This is a genomic window from Achromobacter sp. 01N37, assembly GCF_056399725.1.
The window spans coordinates 173,720-187,010 of sequence record NZ_JBFTRX010000002.1 but is presented as its reverse complement, the minus strand read 5'-3'; the positions used below and the strand labels follow the sequence as shown (position 1 = coordinate 187,010).

General features: G+C 65.0%; 12 protein-coding genes and 1 tRNA gene. 6 read left to right on the top strand and 7 right to left on the bottom strand.

The features are described from left to right. Positions 1–80 precede the first annotated feature (80 nt). The 7 genes from AC1DSJ_RS04010 to AC1DSJ_RS03980 all read right to left on the bottom strand — a co-directional run bounded on the left by AC1DSJ_RS04010 (position 81) and on the right by AC1DSJ_RS03980 (position 5,261). Positions 81–157 (bottom strand) — tRNA-Arg (locus tag AC1DSJ_RS04010). 119 nt (positions 158–276) lie between these two features. Further along, entirely contained in the window at positions 277–861 is a 585-nt protein-coding gene (locus AC1DSJ_RS04005) for a helix-turn-helix domain-containing protein (RefSeq protein WP_441371785.1), read from the bottom strand. 13 nt (positions 862–874) lie between these two features. Then, the gene (locus AC1DSJ_RS04000; protein ID WP_054427837.1) at positions 875–2,167 is read right to left on the bottom strand and encodes an NAD(P)/FAD-dependent oxidoreductase; all 1,293 of its coding nucleotides are present in this window, start codon (positions 2,165–2,167) and stop codon (positions 875–877) included. A 16-nt stretch (positions 2,168–2,183) separates the two neighbouring features. After that, positions 2,184–2,873, bottom strand: a complete 690-nt coding sequence (locus AC1DSJ_RS03995; RefSeq protein WP_175171173.1) for an amino acid ABC transporter permease — start codon at positions 2,871–2,873, stop codon at positions 2,184–2,186. Positions 2,874–2,875: 2 nt separating this feature from the next. Continuing rightward, a complete protein-coding gene (locus tag AC1DSJ_RS03990; RefSeq protein WP_054427839.1) occupies positions 2,876–3,568 on the bottom strand; it encodes an amino acid ABC transporter permease in 693 nt (230 codons plus the stop codon). A gap of 46 nt (positions 3,569–3,614) precedes the next feature. Continuing rightward, a complete protein-coding gene (locus AC1DSJ_RS03985) occupies positions 3,615–4,406 on the bottom strand; it encodes an ABC transporter substrate-binding protein (protein WP_054427840.1) in 792 nt (263 codons plus the stop codon). Between the two features lie 105 nt (positions 4,407–4,511). Beyond that, a complete protein-coding gene (locus AC1DSJ_RS03980) occupies positions 4,512–5,261 on the bottom strand; it encodes an amino acid ABC transporter ATP-binding protein (RefSeq protein WP_054427841.1) in 750 nt (249 codons plus the stop codon). A gap of 163 nt (positions 5,262–5,424) precedes the next feature. Between AC1DSJ_RS03980 and amaB the strand changes: the two genes are divergently transcribed. The 6 genes from amaB to ntrB all read left to right on the top strand — a co-directional run bounded on the left by amaB (position 5,425) and on the right by ntrB (position 13,289). Beyond that, on the top strand, positions 5,425–6,927 hold the full coding sequence (gene amaB, locus AC1DSJ_RS03975) for an L-piperidine-6-carboxylate dehydrogenase (RefSeq protein WP_441371784.1): 1,503 nt from the start codon (positions 5,425–5,427) through the stop codon (positions 6,925–6,927). Between the two features lie 266 nt (positions 6,928–7,193). Continuing rightward, positions 7,194–8,486: a phospholipase A gene (locus AC1DSJ_RS03970; RefSeq protein ID WP_441371783.1), complete on the top strand. Its 1,293-nt coding sequence runs from the start codon at positions 7,194–7,196 to the stop codon at positions 8,484–8,486. Positions 8,487–9,062: 576 nt separating this feature from the next. Then, positions 9,063–10,199: a sensor histidine kinase gene (locus AC1DSJ_RS03965; RefSeq protein WP_175171170.1), complete on the top strand. Its 1,137-nt coding sequence runs from the start codon at positions 9,063–9,065 to the stop codon at positions 10,197–10,199. A 114-nt stretch (positions 10,200–10,313) separates the two neighbouring features. Next, on the top strand, positions 10,314–10,952 hold the full coding sequence (locus AC1DSJ_RS03960) for a response regulator (RefSeq protein ID WP_054427845.1): 639 nt from the start codon (positions 10,314–10,316) through the stop codon (positions 10,950–10,952). Between the two features lie 136 nt (positions 10,953–11,088). Continuing rightward, positions 11,089–12,447 (top strand): CmpA/NrtA family ABC transporter substrate-binding protein, encoded by a 1,359-nt coding sequence (locus AC1DSJ_RS03955; RefSeq protein WP_054427846.1) that lies wholly within the window; start codon positions 11,089–11,091, stop codon positions 12,445–12,447. Further along, positions 12,447–13,289, top strand: a complete 843-nt coding sequence (ntrB, locus tag AC1DSJ_RS03950; RefSeq protein WP_427949203.1) for a nitrate ABC transporter permease — start codon at positions 12,447–12,449, stop codon at positions 13,287–13,289. The genes AC1DSJ_RS03955 and ntrB overlap by 1 nt, the downstream gene beginning before the upstream one ends. Positions 13,290–13,291 lie beyond the last annotated feature (2 nt).

Here is a 13,291-nt window from a genome sequence, read left to right as displayed (position 1 = left end):
GGAACAATAACGATTCGCATTATAGACACAGCGCCCACCGCCGTCCGGCAGCGGGAATCCAGCGATGCCTGAAACAGGCATGGCGCGGCAGGAGGGGCTCGAACCCCCGACCCCGGGCTTAGAAGGCCCGTGCTCTATCCAGCTGAGCTACTGCCGCGCAGTCTTTTGACGACCCGGAGCATGTCCGGGCGCCGAATTTTACCTTGTTGCTGAAAAAGGTGGGCGGCCCCTGATCCGGGCGTCTGAAGCGGCCCAGATACCCGCCCCTGCCGCGCCCTACTCTTCTTCAATATCCGCGTGCGTGGACACCCACAGCACGATCGCGTCTTGCGAGCTCAGGCTGATGACCCGGTGTCCCATGCGGCTGTCTATATAGAAACTCTCGCCAGCTTTCAGGCGGGCGGGTTCGTAGAATTCCGTGTACAGCTGCACCTCGCCTTCCAGCACGTAGACGAATTCTTCGCCGCCGTGGCGGCTCCAGTCTTGGAATTCGTCGAACGAGCGGGCTTTGACGCGGGTGTGGAACGGCATCATGCGCTTGTGTGACAGCGCGGTGCACAGCAGGCGGTGGTCGTAGTACGGGGTGTCGTATTGGCGGCCTTCGCCTTGGCGGCTGAGGCTGCGGCGGCCGGTGCCCATGTGGGCATCGGACGCGGTGAAGAGTTCGGCCACGTCCAGCTCGAGGCCGGCGGCGATCTTGATCAGGTTGTCATAGGTGGGCGACAGCAGGCTGTTCTCGATTTTGGACAGCGTGGACGCGGCCACGCCGGTGGCCGCCGCCAACTGCTTCAGAGTCCAATCGCGCTCTTGGCGCAGGGCTCGCAGCCGTTGTGCCAATGCGCTCTGTTTGTTGCCTTGCATCCTGTGTACCTTGTCATGCCCGCGATGAGCGCTCCCGCCACCAGTCGCGCGCCTGGTAAGACCAATAAGTCAGTTGAACCGCCGCTGTCCCCAGCCCGCCGCCGTTCCACGCCAGCCCGAACGGTTCGAACAGCTTGTAGCGCTGCGTGTCGCCGCTGATCCCTTCGGCCACGACGCGTCCGCCGATTGAGGTGGTGTTCATGCCGTGCCCGCCAAACGCCGTGCAATACCAGACGTCCGGCGCCAGCCGGCCGATCTGCGGCATCAGGTGCCGGGCGTAGGCCATGCGCCCCGACCATGCGGTCTCGACGCGCAGCCCCTGCAATTGGGGGTAGACGGACAGCAATTCGCGGCGCAGGGACTCGGCCAGATCGGGCGGGTCATCGACACGGGTGGTGATTCTACTGCCCCAGCCGATGCGGCCGCCATCCAGCACGCGATAGTAGTTGCCGGCGCGGCGGTCATCGCCAATGGCGGCGGTGCTGCGGATGGCTTCATGCACGCGGTCGCCCAGCGGTTCGGTCAGCATGATGTAGGTGGCGATCGGCAGCATCGCGCGGCGCAGCGCGGGTACAACGTCGCCCGTGTAGCCACCGGTGGCCAGCACCACGGTACGCGCATCGATCTGGCCCTGCGCCGTCTTCAGATGCTTGATGGCGCCTTCCAAGGTGACGCCGGTGACCGGGGAATCTTCATGGATGCGCACGCCCAGCCGGACACATTCGCGGGCCAGCGCGCGGGCGTAGTTCAGCGGATGAAAGTGAAACGAGCTCGGGTCTTCCACGCCTTGGTGGTAGACGTCGGACACCAGGCGTTCGCGCACCTGGTTGCGCGTCAGAAAGCGCACGTCACGGCCGAAGTCGCGGCGCTGGGCGTCGCACCACTGGTTCAGCGCATCCGTGGCTTCGTAGCGCACCACGCGCAGCCGGCCGTCGACCTTGTGCGCGTCGGCGATGGCGAGCGTGCGGATGTTGTCGCGGATGATCTCCACGCCTTCCATCGACAGCCGGTACAGCTGGCGGTAGTGGTCTTCGTCCACATGCTTTCTGATGGCGTCGGCGCCGGCCGAAAACGCCGGCGAGACCGAGCCGCCGTTGCGGCCCGACGCACCCCAGGCCACGCGCTGCGCTTCCAGCACGGTGACGTTGCGGCCGCGGCGCGCCAGTTCCAGCGCGGTGGACAAGCCCGCCAGCCCCGCGCCCACTACGCAGACATCGGTGCTGGACACGCCCGCCAACGCCGGATAAGTGGTCTCGGTGTCGGACAGCGTGCGTTTGTAATAGGTGTCGATGTACTCGGAGGCCATGCCGATGCGGTCCGTGTCAGTGCAGGCTTGCGCCCTGCAAGCCGCCCGTCAAGCGCTTTTCCAGCCAGTTGGCCAGGCGCAGCAACGGGTAGCAGTAGATGAAATAGATGGCGGCGATCATGCCGTAGATGAACAGCGATTTCGCCGGGAAGGTAATGATGAACACCTCGCCCTGGCGCGTCAGTTCGGTAATGCCAACCACCGACAAGATGGCGGTGCTTTTGATCAGCATGACGTAGACGCCGCTCATGGGCTGCACGATCAGGCGCATGGCTTGCGGCAAGACCACCAGACGCAGAATCTGCAAGGGCCGCAGGCCAAGTGTCATGGCCCCTTCGGTCTGGCCGCGCGGCACAGACTGAATGGCGCCCATGACGATTTCGGCCACGTAGCACGACGTATAGACGGACAGCGACACAAACGCCGCGGTGCCGGAATCCCAATGCAGCAGTTCGATGCCGGTGCTGGGCAGCACGAAGTAGAAGATGTAGAGCTGCACCAAGAACGGCGTGCCGCGCAGGATGTGGATGTATAGGCCGAGCAGCTGGTGGATGACACGAATGTGATAGCTGCGGATTACACCAATCACGAAGCCCAGCAACGAGCCCGCGATGATGGCCACGAACGAAATCTTCAGCGTTTCCCAGAAGCCCTTCAGCAGAAAGGGCAGCACGACGCCGGCAGTGGAAAGATAGGAATCCAGCATGTTTACCTCGCGTTCCAGGCCGGGCCGGCCAGCCACAGGCTGACGCCCCGTGACAACAACAGCATGCAGCCGTAGATCAGCAGATAGCCGGCGGCAATCGTCAGGAAGCTCTCGCTGGGCACGATGCGGTCGCTGTTCATCTGCACGCCTGCGGCGACCAGCTCAAACACGGTGATCAGCGACAGCAGCGACGTGTCTTTGATGAGAACGGCGGTCTGCCCCAGCAGCGGCGGCAGCGTATTGACGAAGGCTTGCGGCAGCACGACGTAGCGCAACCGCTGTTGATAGTTCATGCCGCAGGCCTTGGCGCCTTCGATCTGGCCGCGCGGCACGGACTCGATGCCCACGCGAATGATCTCGCTCATGTAGGCGGCGTGGTGCAGCGTCATGGCCATGATGCCCAGGATCATTTCGCTCCAGCGCCCGGCGCCCGGAATCAGCATCGGCACCGCGTAATAGACCAGATAAATCTGCACCAGCAAGGGGGTGGAACGGATGAACTGCACGTAGGCCGCCACCGGGCGCCAGATGGCGGGGCGGCGCGACATGTGCAGCAAGGCCAGCGGCACGCCGGCCAACACCGACAGCACCAGGCTTGCGCCCGCCGCGATCAGCGTGTTGGCCAGGCCGGTGGCGAATTGGCCCGTGTACTGGCTGACGATGCGCCAGTTGTAGTAATCGATCAGCCAGTCCATGGGCGCTCAGGTCTCCGTGTGGTGTTGCGTAATCGCAATCGATGGATCAGTGGTCTTTCTTCCAATCCGTGGAGTACCAGTACTTGACCTGCTCGGGCAGCGTGTTGTCGGCGGTCTTCAGCGTCTGCCAGTTATCCAGCCAGAACTTCAGGCGGAACGCATTGGGGCCGACGGCGAACGCCAGCGGCTCGCGCACCATCACGCCGTCCAGCACGCGCAGGTTGCCGAAGTCCACCAGGAACTGGTTCGCAGTGGACATGGACATGATGCCGGCGTCCAGACGGCCGCTGGACAAGGCCTGCCCGACCGGGGCGCTGCCGCCCGAGAACTCTTTCATCGTGGCCTTGGGCAGCATCTTCTTGCCCACTTCGGCATAGGTGCTGGCGCCCAGCACGCCGACATTGACGCCGGCCTTGTCGAGTTCCTCGTACGACTTGTACGGGGAATCCTTGGGCACGACGGCGACGGTTTCGGCATAGAACATCGGCGCCGAGAACAGCACCTGCGCCGCGCGCTGCGGGGTGGGCGTCATGTCGGCAGCCACCATGTCAGCCTTGCCGGACAGCAGCGCCGGCAACAGGCCCTTCCACTCGTAGTCCTGCAAAACGAGCTTCACGCCCAGGTCGTCGGCCATGCGCTTGGCCACTTCCACGGCCAGGCCCGTGCGGTTGCCGGACTTGTCCATGAAGCTCATCAGCGGGCCAGAAGTCTGCACCGCCACCCGCAATTCACCGCGCTTGATGATGTCGCCCAGCTCGTCGGCTTGCGCCGGCTGCGCAACCGTGGCGGCCGCGAATGCGACGCTGGCCACGCCCAGCCATTGTTTGATTTTCAGCATTTCAATATCCCCTAGAGGTGGATGAAGCCTTGTCGTTCCGGGCGAAGCGAATCGTGTTGCCGCAGGGCCGGCAGCGCCCGGATTAGCCGGACCGGCCTGCTTGGACTACAAAATCTTTTCCAGAAAGGCGCGCGTGCGCGCCTCTTTCGGATGACAGAACACCTCGTCGGGCGTGCCGATTTCGACGATGCGGCCGGCGTCCATGAACAGCGCGCGGTCGCCGACGTCGCGGGCGAATCCCATTTCGTGGGTCACCACCGCCATCGTCATGCCATCGCGGGCCAACTGGCGCATCAGCTCCAGAATGCCGCCAACCGTTTCGGGGTCAAGCGCAGAAGTGGCTTCGTCAAACAGCATCAGCTTGGGGTCCATGGCCAGCGCGCGGGCAATCGCCACGCGCTGCTGCTGGCCGCCGGATAACTGGCTGGGATAGCGCTCGCCGTAATCGCCCATGCCCACGCGGCCCAAAAGCTCTCGGGCATAACGTTCGGCATCCGCACGGCTGCGGCCGCGCACCACGCGCTGGGGTAGCGCAACGTTGTCCAGCGCAGTACGGTGTTGGAACAGGTTGAAGTGCTGGAACACCATGCCCACTTCGGTGCGCCAGCGGTTGACGTCGGTGGCGGGGTCAGTGAGCGACACGCCGTCCACGCGGATCGTGCCGCTATCGATGCTTTCCAGCCCATTCAAGGTGCGCAGCAAGGTGCTCTTGCCGGAGCCGGACGGCCCGACGACCACCATCACTTCGCCCCGATTCAGCTGGCAATCGACGGCGTCCAACGCCAGATGCGGCGGCTGGCCGTCGCGTTGGAAGGTCTTGGTGACTGCTTGAACATCAAGTAAAGCGTCTGCCACGTAGGCACCCCATCACGTTGGGCCGGCTCTAAAAAAAAGTTTCGCAATTCACGCCAGAGTTTCGTATAGTAAATTTTTTTCCAGAATCGCCACTTAGGCATAACCCTTAAGCGAAGACATGAGTTTCAAAACATGGGCTTCGCTGGCAATCCAAGGAACCGGCATGGACACCCCCCAAGACATCCTGCGCGCGCTCGGCCTGAACGCCGACGCGCTTACCGGCGGCACGCTGACCGCACGCAGCCCGATCGACGGCGCTGAACTGGCCCAGGTGCACGAACACACGGTGGCGCAGGCCCATTCGGCCATCACCCGCGCCCGTCAGGCAAGCCTGGCCTGGCGCGACGTGCCGGCCCCGCGCCGGGGGGAACTGATCCGCCTGCTGGGCGAAACGCTGCGCGAAAACAAAACCGCGCTGGGCCGTCTCGTCAGCCTGGAAGCCGGCAAGATCGTGGCCGAAGGCGAAGGCGAAGTGCAGGAAATGATCGACATCTGCGACTTCGCCGTCGGCCTGTCGCGCCAGTTGTACGGCCTGACCATCGCGTCTGAACGCCCCGGCCACCGCATGATGGAAACCTGGCATCCGCTGGGCGTGATCGGCATCATCAGCGCCTTCAACTTCCCCGTGGCCGTGTGGTCGTGGAACGCCGCGCTGGCCATCGTCTGCGGCAACGCCGTCGTCTGGAAACCGTCTGAAAAAACACCGCTGACGGCGCTCGCCTGCCAAGCCTTGTTCGCCCAAGCGGTGCAACGCTTTGGCGACGCGCCCGCCGGCCTGTCCGAAGTGCTGATCGGCGGCCGTGAAGTGGGCGAAGCGCTGGTCGACTCGCACACCGTCGCGCTCGTGTCCGCCACCGGCTCCACCCGCATGGGCCGCCAGGTGGGCCCGCGCGTCGCACAACGCTTTGGCCGCGTGCTGCTGGAACTGGGCGGCAACAACGCCATCATCGTCGGCCCCACCGCCGACCTGGACATGGCCGCACGCGGCATCGTCTTCGGCGCCATCGGCACGGCCGGCCAGCGCTGCACCACCACGCGCCGCCTGATCGTCCACGAAAGCGTGGCCGACGCCCTGGTCCAACGCCTGCACAAAGCCTACGCCAGCGCCCCCATCGGCAACCCGCTGGACAGCGGCAACCTCGTTGGCCCGCTGATCGACCGCGGCTCGTTCGACGCCATGCAAGAAGCCCTGAAAGCCGCGCGCGAACAAGGCGGCAAAGTCACCGGCGGCGAACGCGTGCTGGCCGATGAATACCCCAACGCCTGGTACGTGCGTCCGGCCATCGCCGAAATGCCCGGCCAGACCGACGTGGTCTGCCACGAAACCTTCGCGCCCATCCTGTACGTGATGCGCTACAAGGAATTCAGCGACGCACTGGCCCTGCAAAACGGCGTGCCGCAAGGCCTGTCGTCAGCCATCTTCACCAACGACCTGCGCGAAGCCGAAGCCTTCCTGTCGGCATCGGGTTCGGACTGCGGCATCGCCAACGTCAACATCGGCACATCCGGCGCTGAAATCGGCGGCGCCTTCGGTGGCGAAAAAGAAACCGGCGGCGGCCGCGAATCGGGTTCCGACGCCTGGCGCAACTACATGCGCCGCGCGACCAACACCATCAACTACTCGCGCAACCTGCCCCTGGCGCAAGGCATCAAGTTCGGCGAATAAGCCGAACGAGTAAACGCTTAGCGCTTAAACGCTTACCCGGCGCGCACTCGCCACTTGGGCCGCGCTGCGGCTTAGCCACCAAACACAAGGCCCCGCGCATTGTCATCAATGCGCGGGGCCTTGTCGTATGCCGCGCAAGCAATGCCACGCCGACATCCTGAGTAACACCTGTTTATTACAAGCCCTACATCCGATAAGCCTGCCTTACAAACAGTTGCCGCGCGCGATGCTACATTGCCTCGTCACAAGAACAACACACCGCGCCCATGCCCCTACGCCGTCTTGCACACCCCCACTTCGCCCTGCACGCCCTGACCGCCGCCGTCGCCCTCAGCGCCGCCAGCGCCGCCACCGCAGGCGTGTCGTACCGGATGGACCGCCCGTCCGCCGCCCCAGGCGAAACCGTCACCATCGAAGCCGTGTACTTCAACGAAGGCAGCGCGCGCGCCAATTGGGAAGCGCCACCAGAACTGGTGCTGCAATGGCGCAGCCAAGACGGCCAGATCGTGCGCAGCCTGGCCAAGCTGGCCGGCGACCGCGCCAGCTACAGCGTGCCCGTCAACAACTTCGCGCGCATGGCCTGGACCGCCGTCGTCCCCAGCACCGCACGCGGCCTGCAAGCCGTCTCCATCGAAGGCCAGCCCTCGATGATGGCGCTGGACGCCACCGGCCGCGAAAGCGGCACCGTCGCCAGCACGCCCGCCCAAGGCCCCGTCGTTGACGCCCGCAGCGGCCAGCCCGTACCCGTGGCCGCCGTCACCGCCGTCGGCGCATCGCCCGAAGGCGGCCCCGCCCCCGCCGCCGCCGTCACGCCCACCGTACAACCGCAAACGGCGTTCGATCATTTCCGCAGCTCGATCTCGGAATACAAACCCGTCTACTTCGACATCGGCACGCGCGGCCAAACCACCGCCCGCTTCCAGATCAGCGCCAAGTACCGCCTCTTCAGCCCCAGCGGCGACCGCCCGGCAACCTGGGGCGAGAACTTCTACCTGGCCTACACCCAGACCTCGCTGTGGGACTTGCAGGGCGACTCCATGCCCTTCATCGACACCACCTTCAACCCCAGCGCGTTCTGGCTATCGGACAACATCTGGCAGTCAGCCAACCAGAACTGGCGCTTCGGCATGAACACCGGCGTTGAGCACAACTCCAACGGCAAGGACGGCGAAGACTCCCGCTCCGTCAACGACGGCTACATCGAACCGCGCTTCCACTACCGCTTCGACAGCGGCAGCACGCTGACCTTCGCCCCCAAGGTCAAAGCCTACTTCGCCGTGGCCGACGAAAACCGCGACTACGCCGACTACGCCGGCCGCGTCGATTGGCAGTTGCGCTGGGCGCAAGACAACGGCGCCGTGGTGTCCGCGATGTACCGCCAAGGCGACCAGAAGCGCCGCACGACGCAGTTGGACTTCGCCTGGCCATTGCAGCGCACGTTCTTGAACATGAACGGGTATCTGCATTTGCAGTATTTCAACGGGTACGGCGAGACCTTGTTGGGATACAACCAGCGCAACGAATCGCAGTTCCGCGTAGGCCTGTCATTGGTGCCGTAGCACGACGCCGTGCGATGGCGCACGCGCGATCTGCAACGGATCGCGCGTGACGCAAAGCGACGCTTCCCCCATCCCACGAATGCACAAGCCCACATGCCCACCGCCCGCCGCCCGGGCGGCAGGCGACGGGCGGCCCTGCAAGATCTTCCAAGCCAAATACAGCCCCCAGAAGCAGGCCAAGCAATCCGCCCGCCCCCGCTGACGTCCAAATTTCAACCGGCGCAGCCCGGGGTGGCGGCGGGCTGGGGGGCGCGGGGAGTCGATGCGCCCGAGGGAATCTGAAGGCAGCGGCCGTAGGCCGCAACGAAGATGACGACGGGGCAGTCCGGAGCGAAGGCTCCGGACCGCAATCGTTGACCCGCGCCCCCCAGCCCGCCGCCACCCCGGGCGTCCCAAGCAATCCGCCCGACGTATTACCCGCGCGGGGTTTCGCCGTGAACTAAAGCTCTCCAAAACAAGCACGACAACCAACGCCACTTCAAGTAAGGCACATGCCCCTTCAACCACGGCCAACACCCTTCCCGTAAACTTCCCAAAAAACAAAGACCAAGCGCGCCCCGGGGAAAACACGTAATTATGTTCGCCGACTTAAACCATCTCTCCCACCACGCCGCCTGGCGCCGGCAGTTGGAAATGCTTCTGGAGTCCGCCGGCGAAGGCATCTACGGCATCGACCTGCGCGGCCGCTGCATCTTCATCAACGGCGCCGGCGCCACCCTGCTCGGCTACTCCCCCGATGAAGTCGTCGGCCGCAACATGCACTACCTGATCCATCACTCCCACGCCAACCGCGACCTGATGCCCGTCCACGACTGCCGCATCTTCCAAGCCTTCCGCGAAGGCCGTGGCGTGCGCGTTGACGACGAAGTGCTCTGGCGCCGCGACGGCTCCTGCTTCGACGCCCAATACGCCTCCTACCCCATCCGCAACGAACAAGAAGTAGTCGGCGCCGTCGTCACGTTTTCAGACATCACCGACCGCAAACGCATCGAACGCGAACTGCACAGCACCCAAGCCCAGCTTGAACGCCGCGTCGGCGAACGCACCGCCGAACTCACAAGCGCCCACGACTCGCTGCGCCGTCTGTCTTCCCACCTGTCCACCCTGCGCGAAGAAGAACGCGCCCACATCGCCCGCAACATCCATGACGATCTTGGCGCCTCGTTCACCGCCTTGCAGCTGGACCTGAACTGGCTGCGCCGCCAGCTGGGCGCCACGCCCCAACTGCAAACCCACGTCGACCGCATGCTGGACGTCACCCAGACCGCCATGGGCGCCACCCGCCGCATCCTCAGCGACCTGCGCCCCGTCGTCCTGGATCACCTGGGCCTCTGGGCCGCCCTGGAAACCCTGCTGCAAGACCTGCAAACCCGCACCGGCCTGCAATGCCGCTACCTGTGCCCGCCTGACACCGAACGCCGGCGCCTGGACCGCAACGCCGAAATCGCCGTCTACCGCATCGTCCAGGAACTGCTCACCAACGTCCAACGCCACGCCTGCGCCCGCAGCGTCAGCGTCAGCGCCGTGTGGACCGAAGACGGCCTGCTCATCACCGTCGAAGACGACGGCATCGGCATGCAACTGCCCGAAACCCGCCACACCTTCGGCATCCTCGGCATGCGCGAACGCGCGCGCGGCATCGGTGGCGACCTTGCCTTGGACAGCGCCCCCGGCGCCGGCATGCGCGCCCGCCTGCGCCTCAACCCCACCTGAAGTTATCGCCCCGAATTTCCCGCCCTAGATTTCCCGCCCTGAATTTCCCGCCCTAGATTTCCCGCGCTGAACTTCCCGCGCTGACTTCGCGCCCCGATCCCCCAAGATTTCGCCATGGCCCTGAACCTGCTCATCGTTGACGACCACCTCATCATCCGCCGCGGCCTTGCCCGCATCCTGGAAGAAGACCCACGCGTGGCGCTCGTGGACGAAGCCGCCGACGCGCCTTCCGCCTTGCGCGCCCTGCGTCAAACCCGCTACGACGCCATCGTGCTGGACGTCGCGCTAGGCGAACGAGACGGCCTGGACGTCCTGAAGACCGTACGCGCCGACTACCCCGCATTGGGCGTCGTCATGCTGTCCGTCTACCCCGAAACCCAGTTCGCCGTGCGCGCCCTGCGCACCGGCGCGCACGCCTACCTGAACAAAGGCTGCGACCCCGACGAACTGCTGTCCGCGCTTGTCAACGCCGCCGCCGGAAAACTGTACGTCACCCCCGCCGTCGCCGAACTGCTGGCCCACACCGTCCGCCAGGACACCACCCGCCCCCCGCACGAACAACTGTCCAACCGCGAATTCCAGGTCTTGCAGCTGCTGGTCGCCGGCCGATCCGTATCCGCCATCGGCGAACAACTGGCCTTGTCCGTCAACACCATCTCCACCTACCGCAGCCGCATCTTCGAAAAGCTCGGCGTGCGCACGCTGGTGGAACTGGTCGCCTACGCCAACACGCACCAGCTGGGTGCGCTTTAGGCCCACGCGCACCACCCCGGCGCACACCCCGCACCGCGTAGTAAATCCCCTACACGCATATCGTCGAACCCGGGATACCGCCCCCGCGCGGCCGGCCCCATGATGGCTCCAACCCCCTCTAGGCCGGAGCCATCCCATGTCCCTATTCAGCAATCCGTTCGACGCCAACAGCCGTCTTGCCTGCGGCTGCGGCCGCCATGCCTCGCAGGCCGAACACGAACGCGCCGCGCAAGCGGCCACATCATCCGCCACGGACAGCGCGGTAGAACAGGCCGTAATGCGCGCCCTGTTCCCGCAAGACGCGCTGCGCCGCCGCTTCCTGCGCGCTGTGGGCAGCAGCACCGCCATGGCCGCCATTGCGTCGATCTTCCCGCTGGCCGCCGCCCGCGAAGCCTTCGCGCAATCCACCGGCCCGCTGGAAAAACAGAAACTCAAAGTCGGCTTCATCCCCATCACCTGCGCCACGCCCATCATCATGGCGCACCCCATGGGCTTCTACGCCAAGCAAGGCCTGGATGTGGAAGTGGTCAAGACCGCCGGCTGGGCGCTGATCCGCGACAAAGCCATGTCCGGCGAATTCGACGCCGCCCACATGCTGTCGCCCATGCCGCTGGCGATCTCGATGGGCGTGGGCGCCAGCCGCGCCGTGCCGTGGACGATGCCCGCCGTGGAAAACATCAACGGCCAGGCCATCACGCTGTCCATGAAGCACAAAGACCGCCGCGACCCCAAGGACTGGAAGGGCTTCAAGTTCGCCGTGCCGTTCGACTACTCCATGCACAACTACCTGTTGCGCTACTACCTGGCCGAGCACGGTCTTGACCCCGACACCGACGTGCAGATCCGTTCCGTGCCGCCCCCCGAAATGGTGGCCAACCTGCGCGCCGACAACATCGACGGCTTCCTGGCGCCTGACCCCGTCAACCAGCGCGCCGTGTACGACGGCGTGGGCTTCATCCACACCCTGTCCAAAGCCATCTGGGACGGCCACCCCTGCTGCGCGTTTTCCGCCAGCAAGGAATTCGTCACGACGATGCCCAACACCTACCAGGCGCTGCTGAAGTCCATCATCGAAGCCACCGCCTACGCCCGCGACCCGAAGCACCGCAAGGAAATCGCCACCGCCATCGCCGCGCCCAACTACTTGAACCAGCCCGTCACCGTGGTCGAACAAGTGCTGACCGGCACCTACGCCGACGGCCTGGGCAAAGTGCTGACCGACCCCAACCGCATCGACTTCGATCCCATGCCCTGGCAATCGTTTGCCGTGTGGATACTGACGCAGATGAAACGCTGGGGCCAGATCAAGGGCGACGTCGACTACCAGAAGGTGGCCGCCGACGTCTTCCTGGCGACCGACGCCGTGCGCCTGATGCGCGAGGCCGGCCTGACCCCGCCCGCTGAAACCAACAAGACCTTCAGCATCATGGGCAAACCGTTCGACCCCACCCAGCCTGAAGCCTATCTGGCCGGCTTCAAGATCCGGAGGACCTGATGCGGTCCATGCAATATTGGCGGGCAACGTTCCTGTCCGTCGCGCTGTTCCTCGCGTTTCTGCTGCTCTGGCACGCCGCCACTCGGCCCGACACGGGCGGTGTGGCGGTGGACCCGGCCTATGCGGCACTGGTCGGCAATGCGGCGGCCAGCGGTTCGAAGACGCCCTTCCCCGGCCCCGCCGAGGTGGGCGAGAAACTGTGGCAGCACGTCAAAGACCCGTTCTACGACCGCGGCCCCAACGACAAAGGCATCGGCGTGCAGCTGGCGTATTCGGTGGCGCGCGTGCTGACGGGCTTTGGCCTGGCGGCGCTGGTAGCCATCCCGCTGGGCTTTCTGATTGGCATGTCGAAGACCGTCTACCGCGCCTTCGACCCCTTCATCCAGGTGCTCAAACCGATTTCACCGCTGGCGTGGATGCCGCTGGCGCTCTACACCATCAAAGACGCCGACACGTCCGCCATCTTCGTGATCTTCATCTGCTCGCTGTGGCCGATGCTGGTGAACACCGCGTTCGGCGTGGGCGCCGTGCGGCAAGACTGGCTGAACGTAGCGCGCACGCTGGAGGTGTCGCGCCTGCGCACCGCGTTGCAGGTGATTCTGCCTGCCGCCGCACCCACCATCATGACGGGCATGCGCATTTCGGTGGGCATCGCCTGGCTGGTGATCGTGGCCGCCGAAATGCTCATCGGCGGCACCGGCATCGGCTACTTCGTCTGGAATGAATGGAACAACCTGTCCATCGCCAACATCATCTGCGCGATCTTCTTCATTGGCCTGATCGGCATGCTGCTGGACACCTTGCTGGCGCGCGCGGCGCGGCTGGTCAGCTATCGGGAGTAACG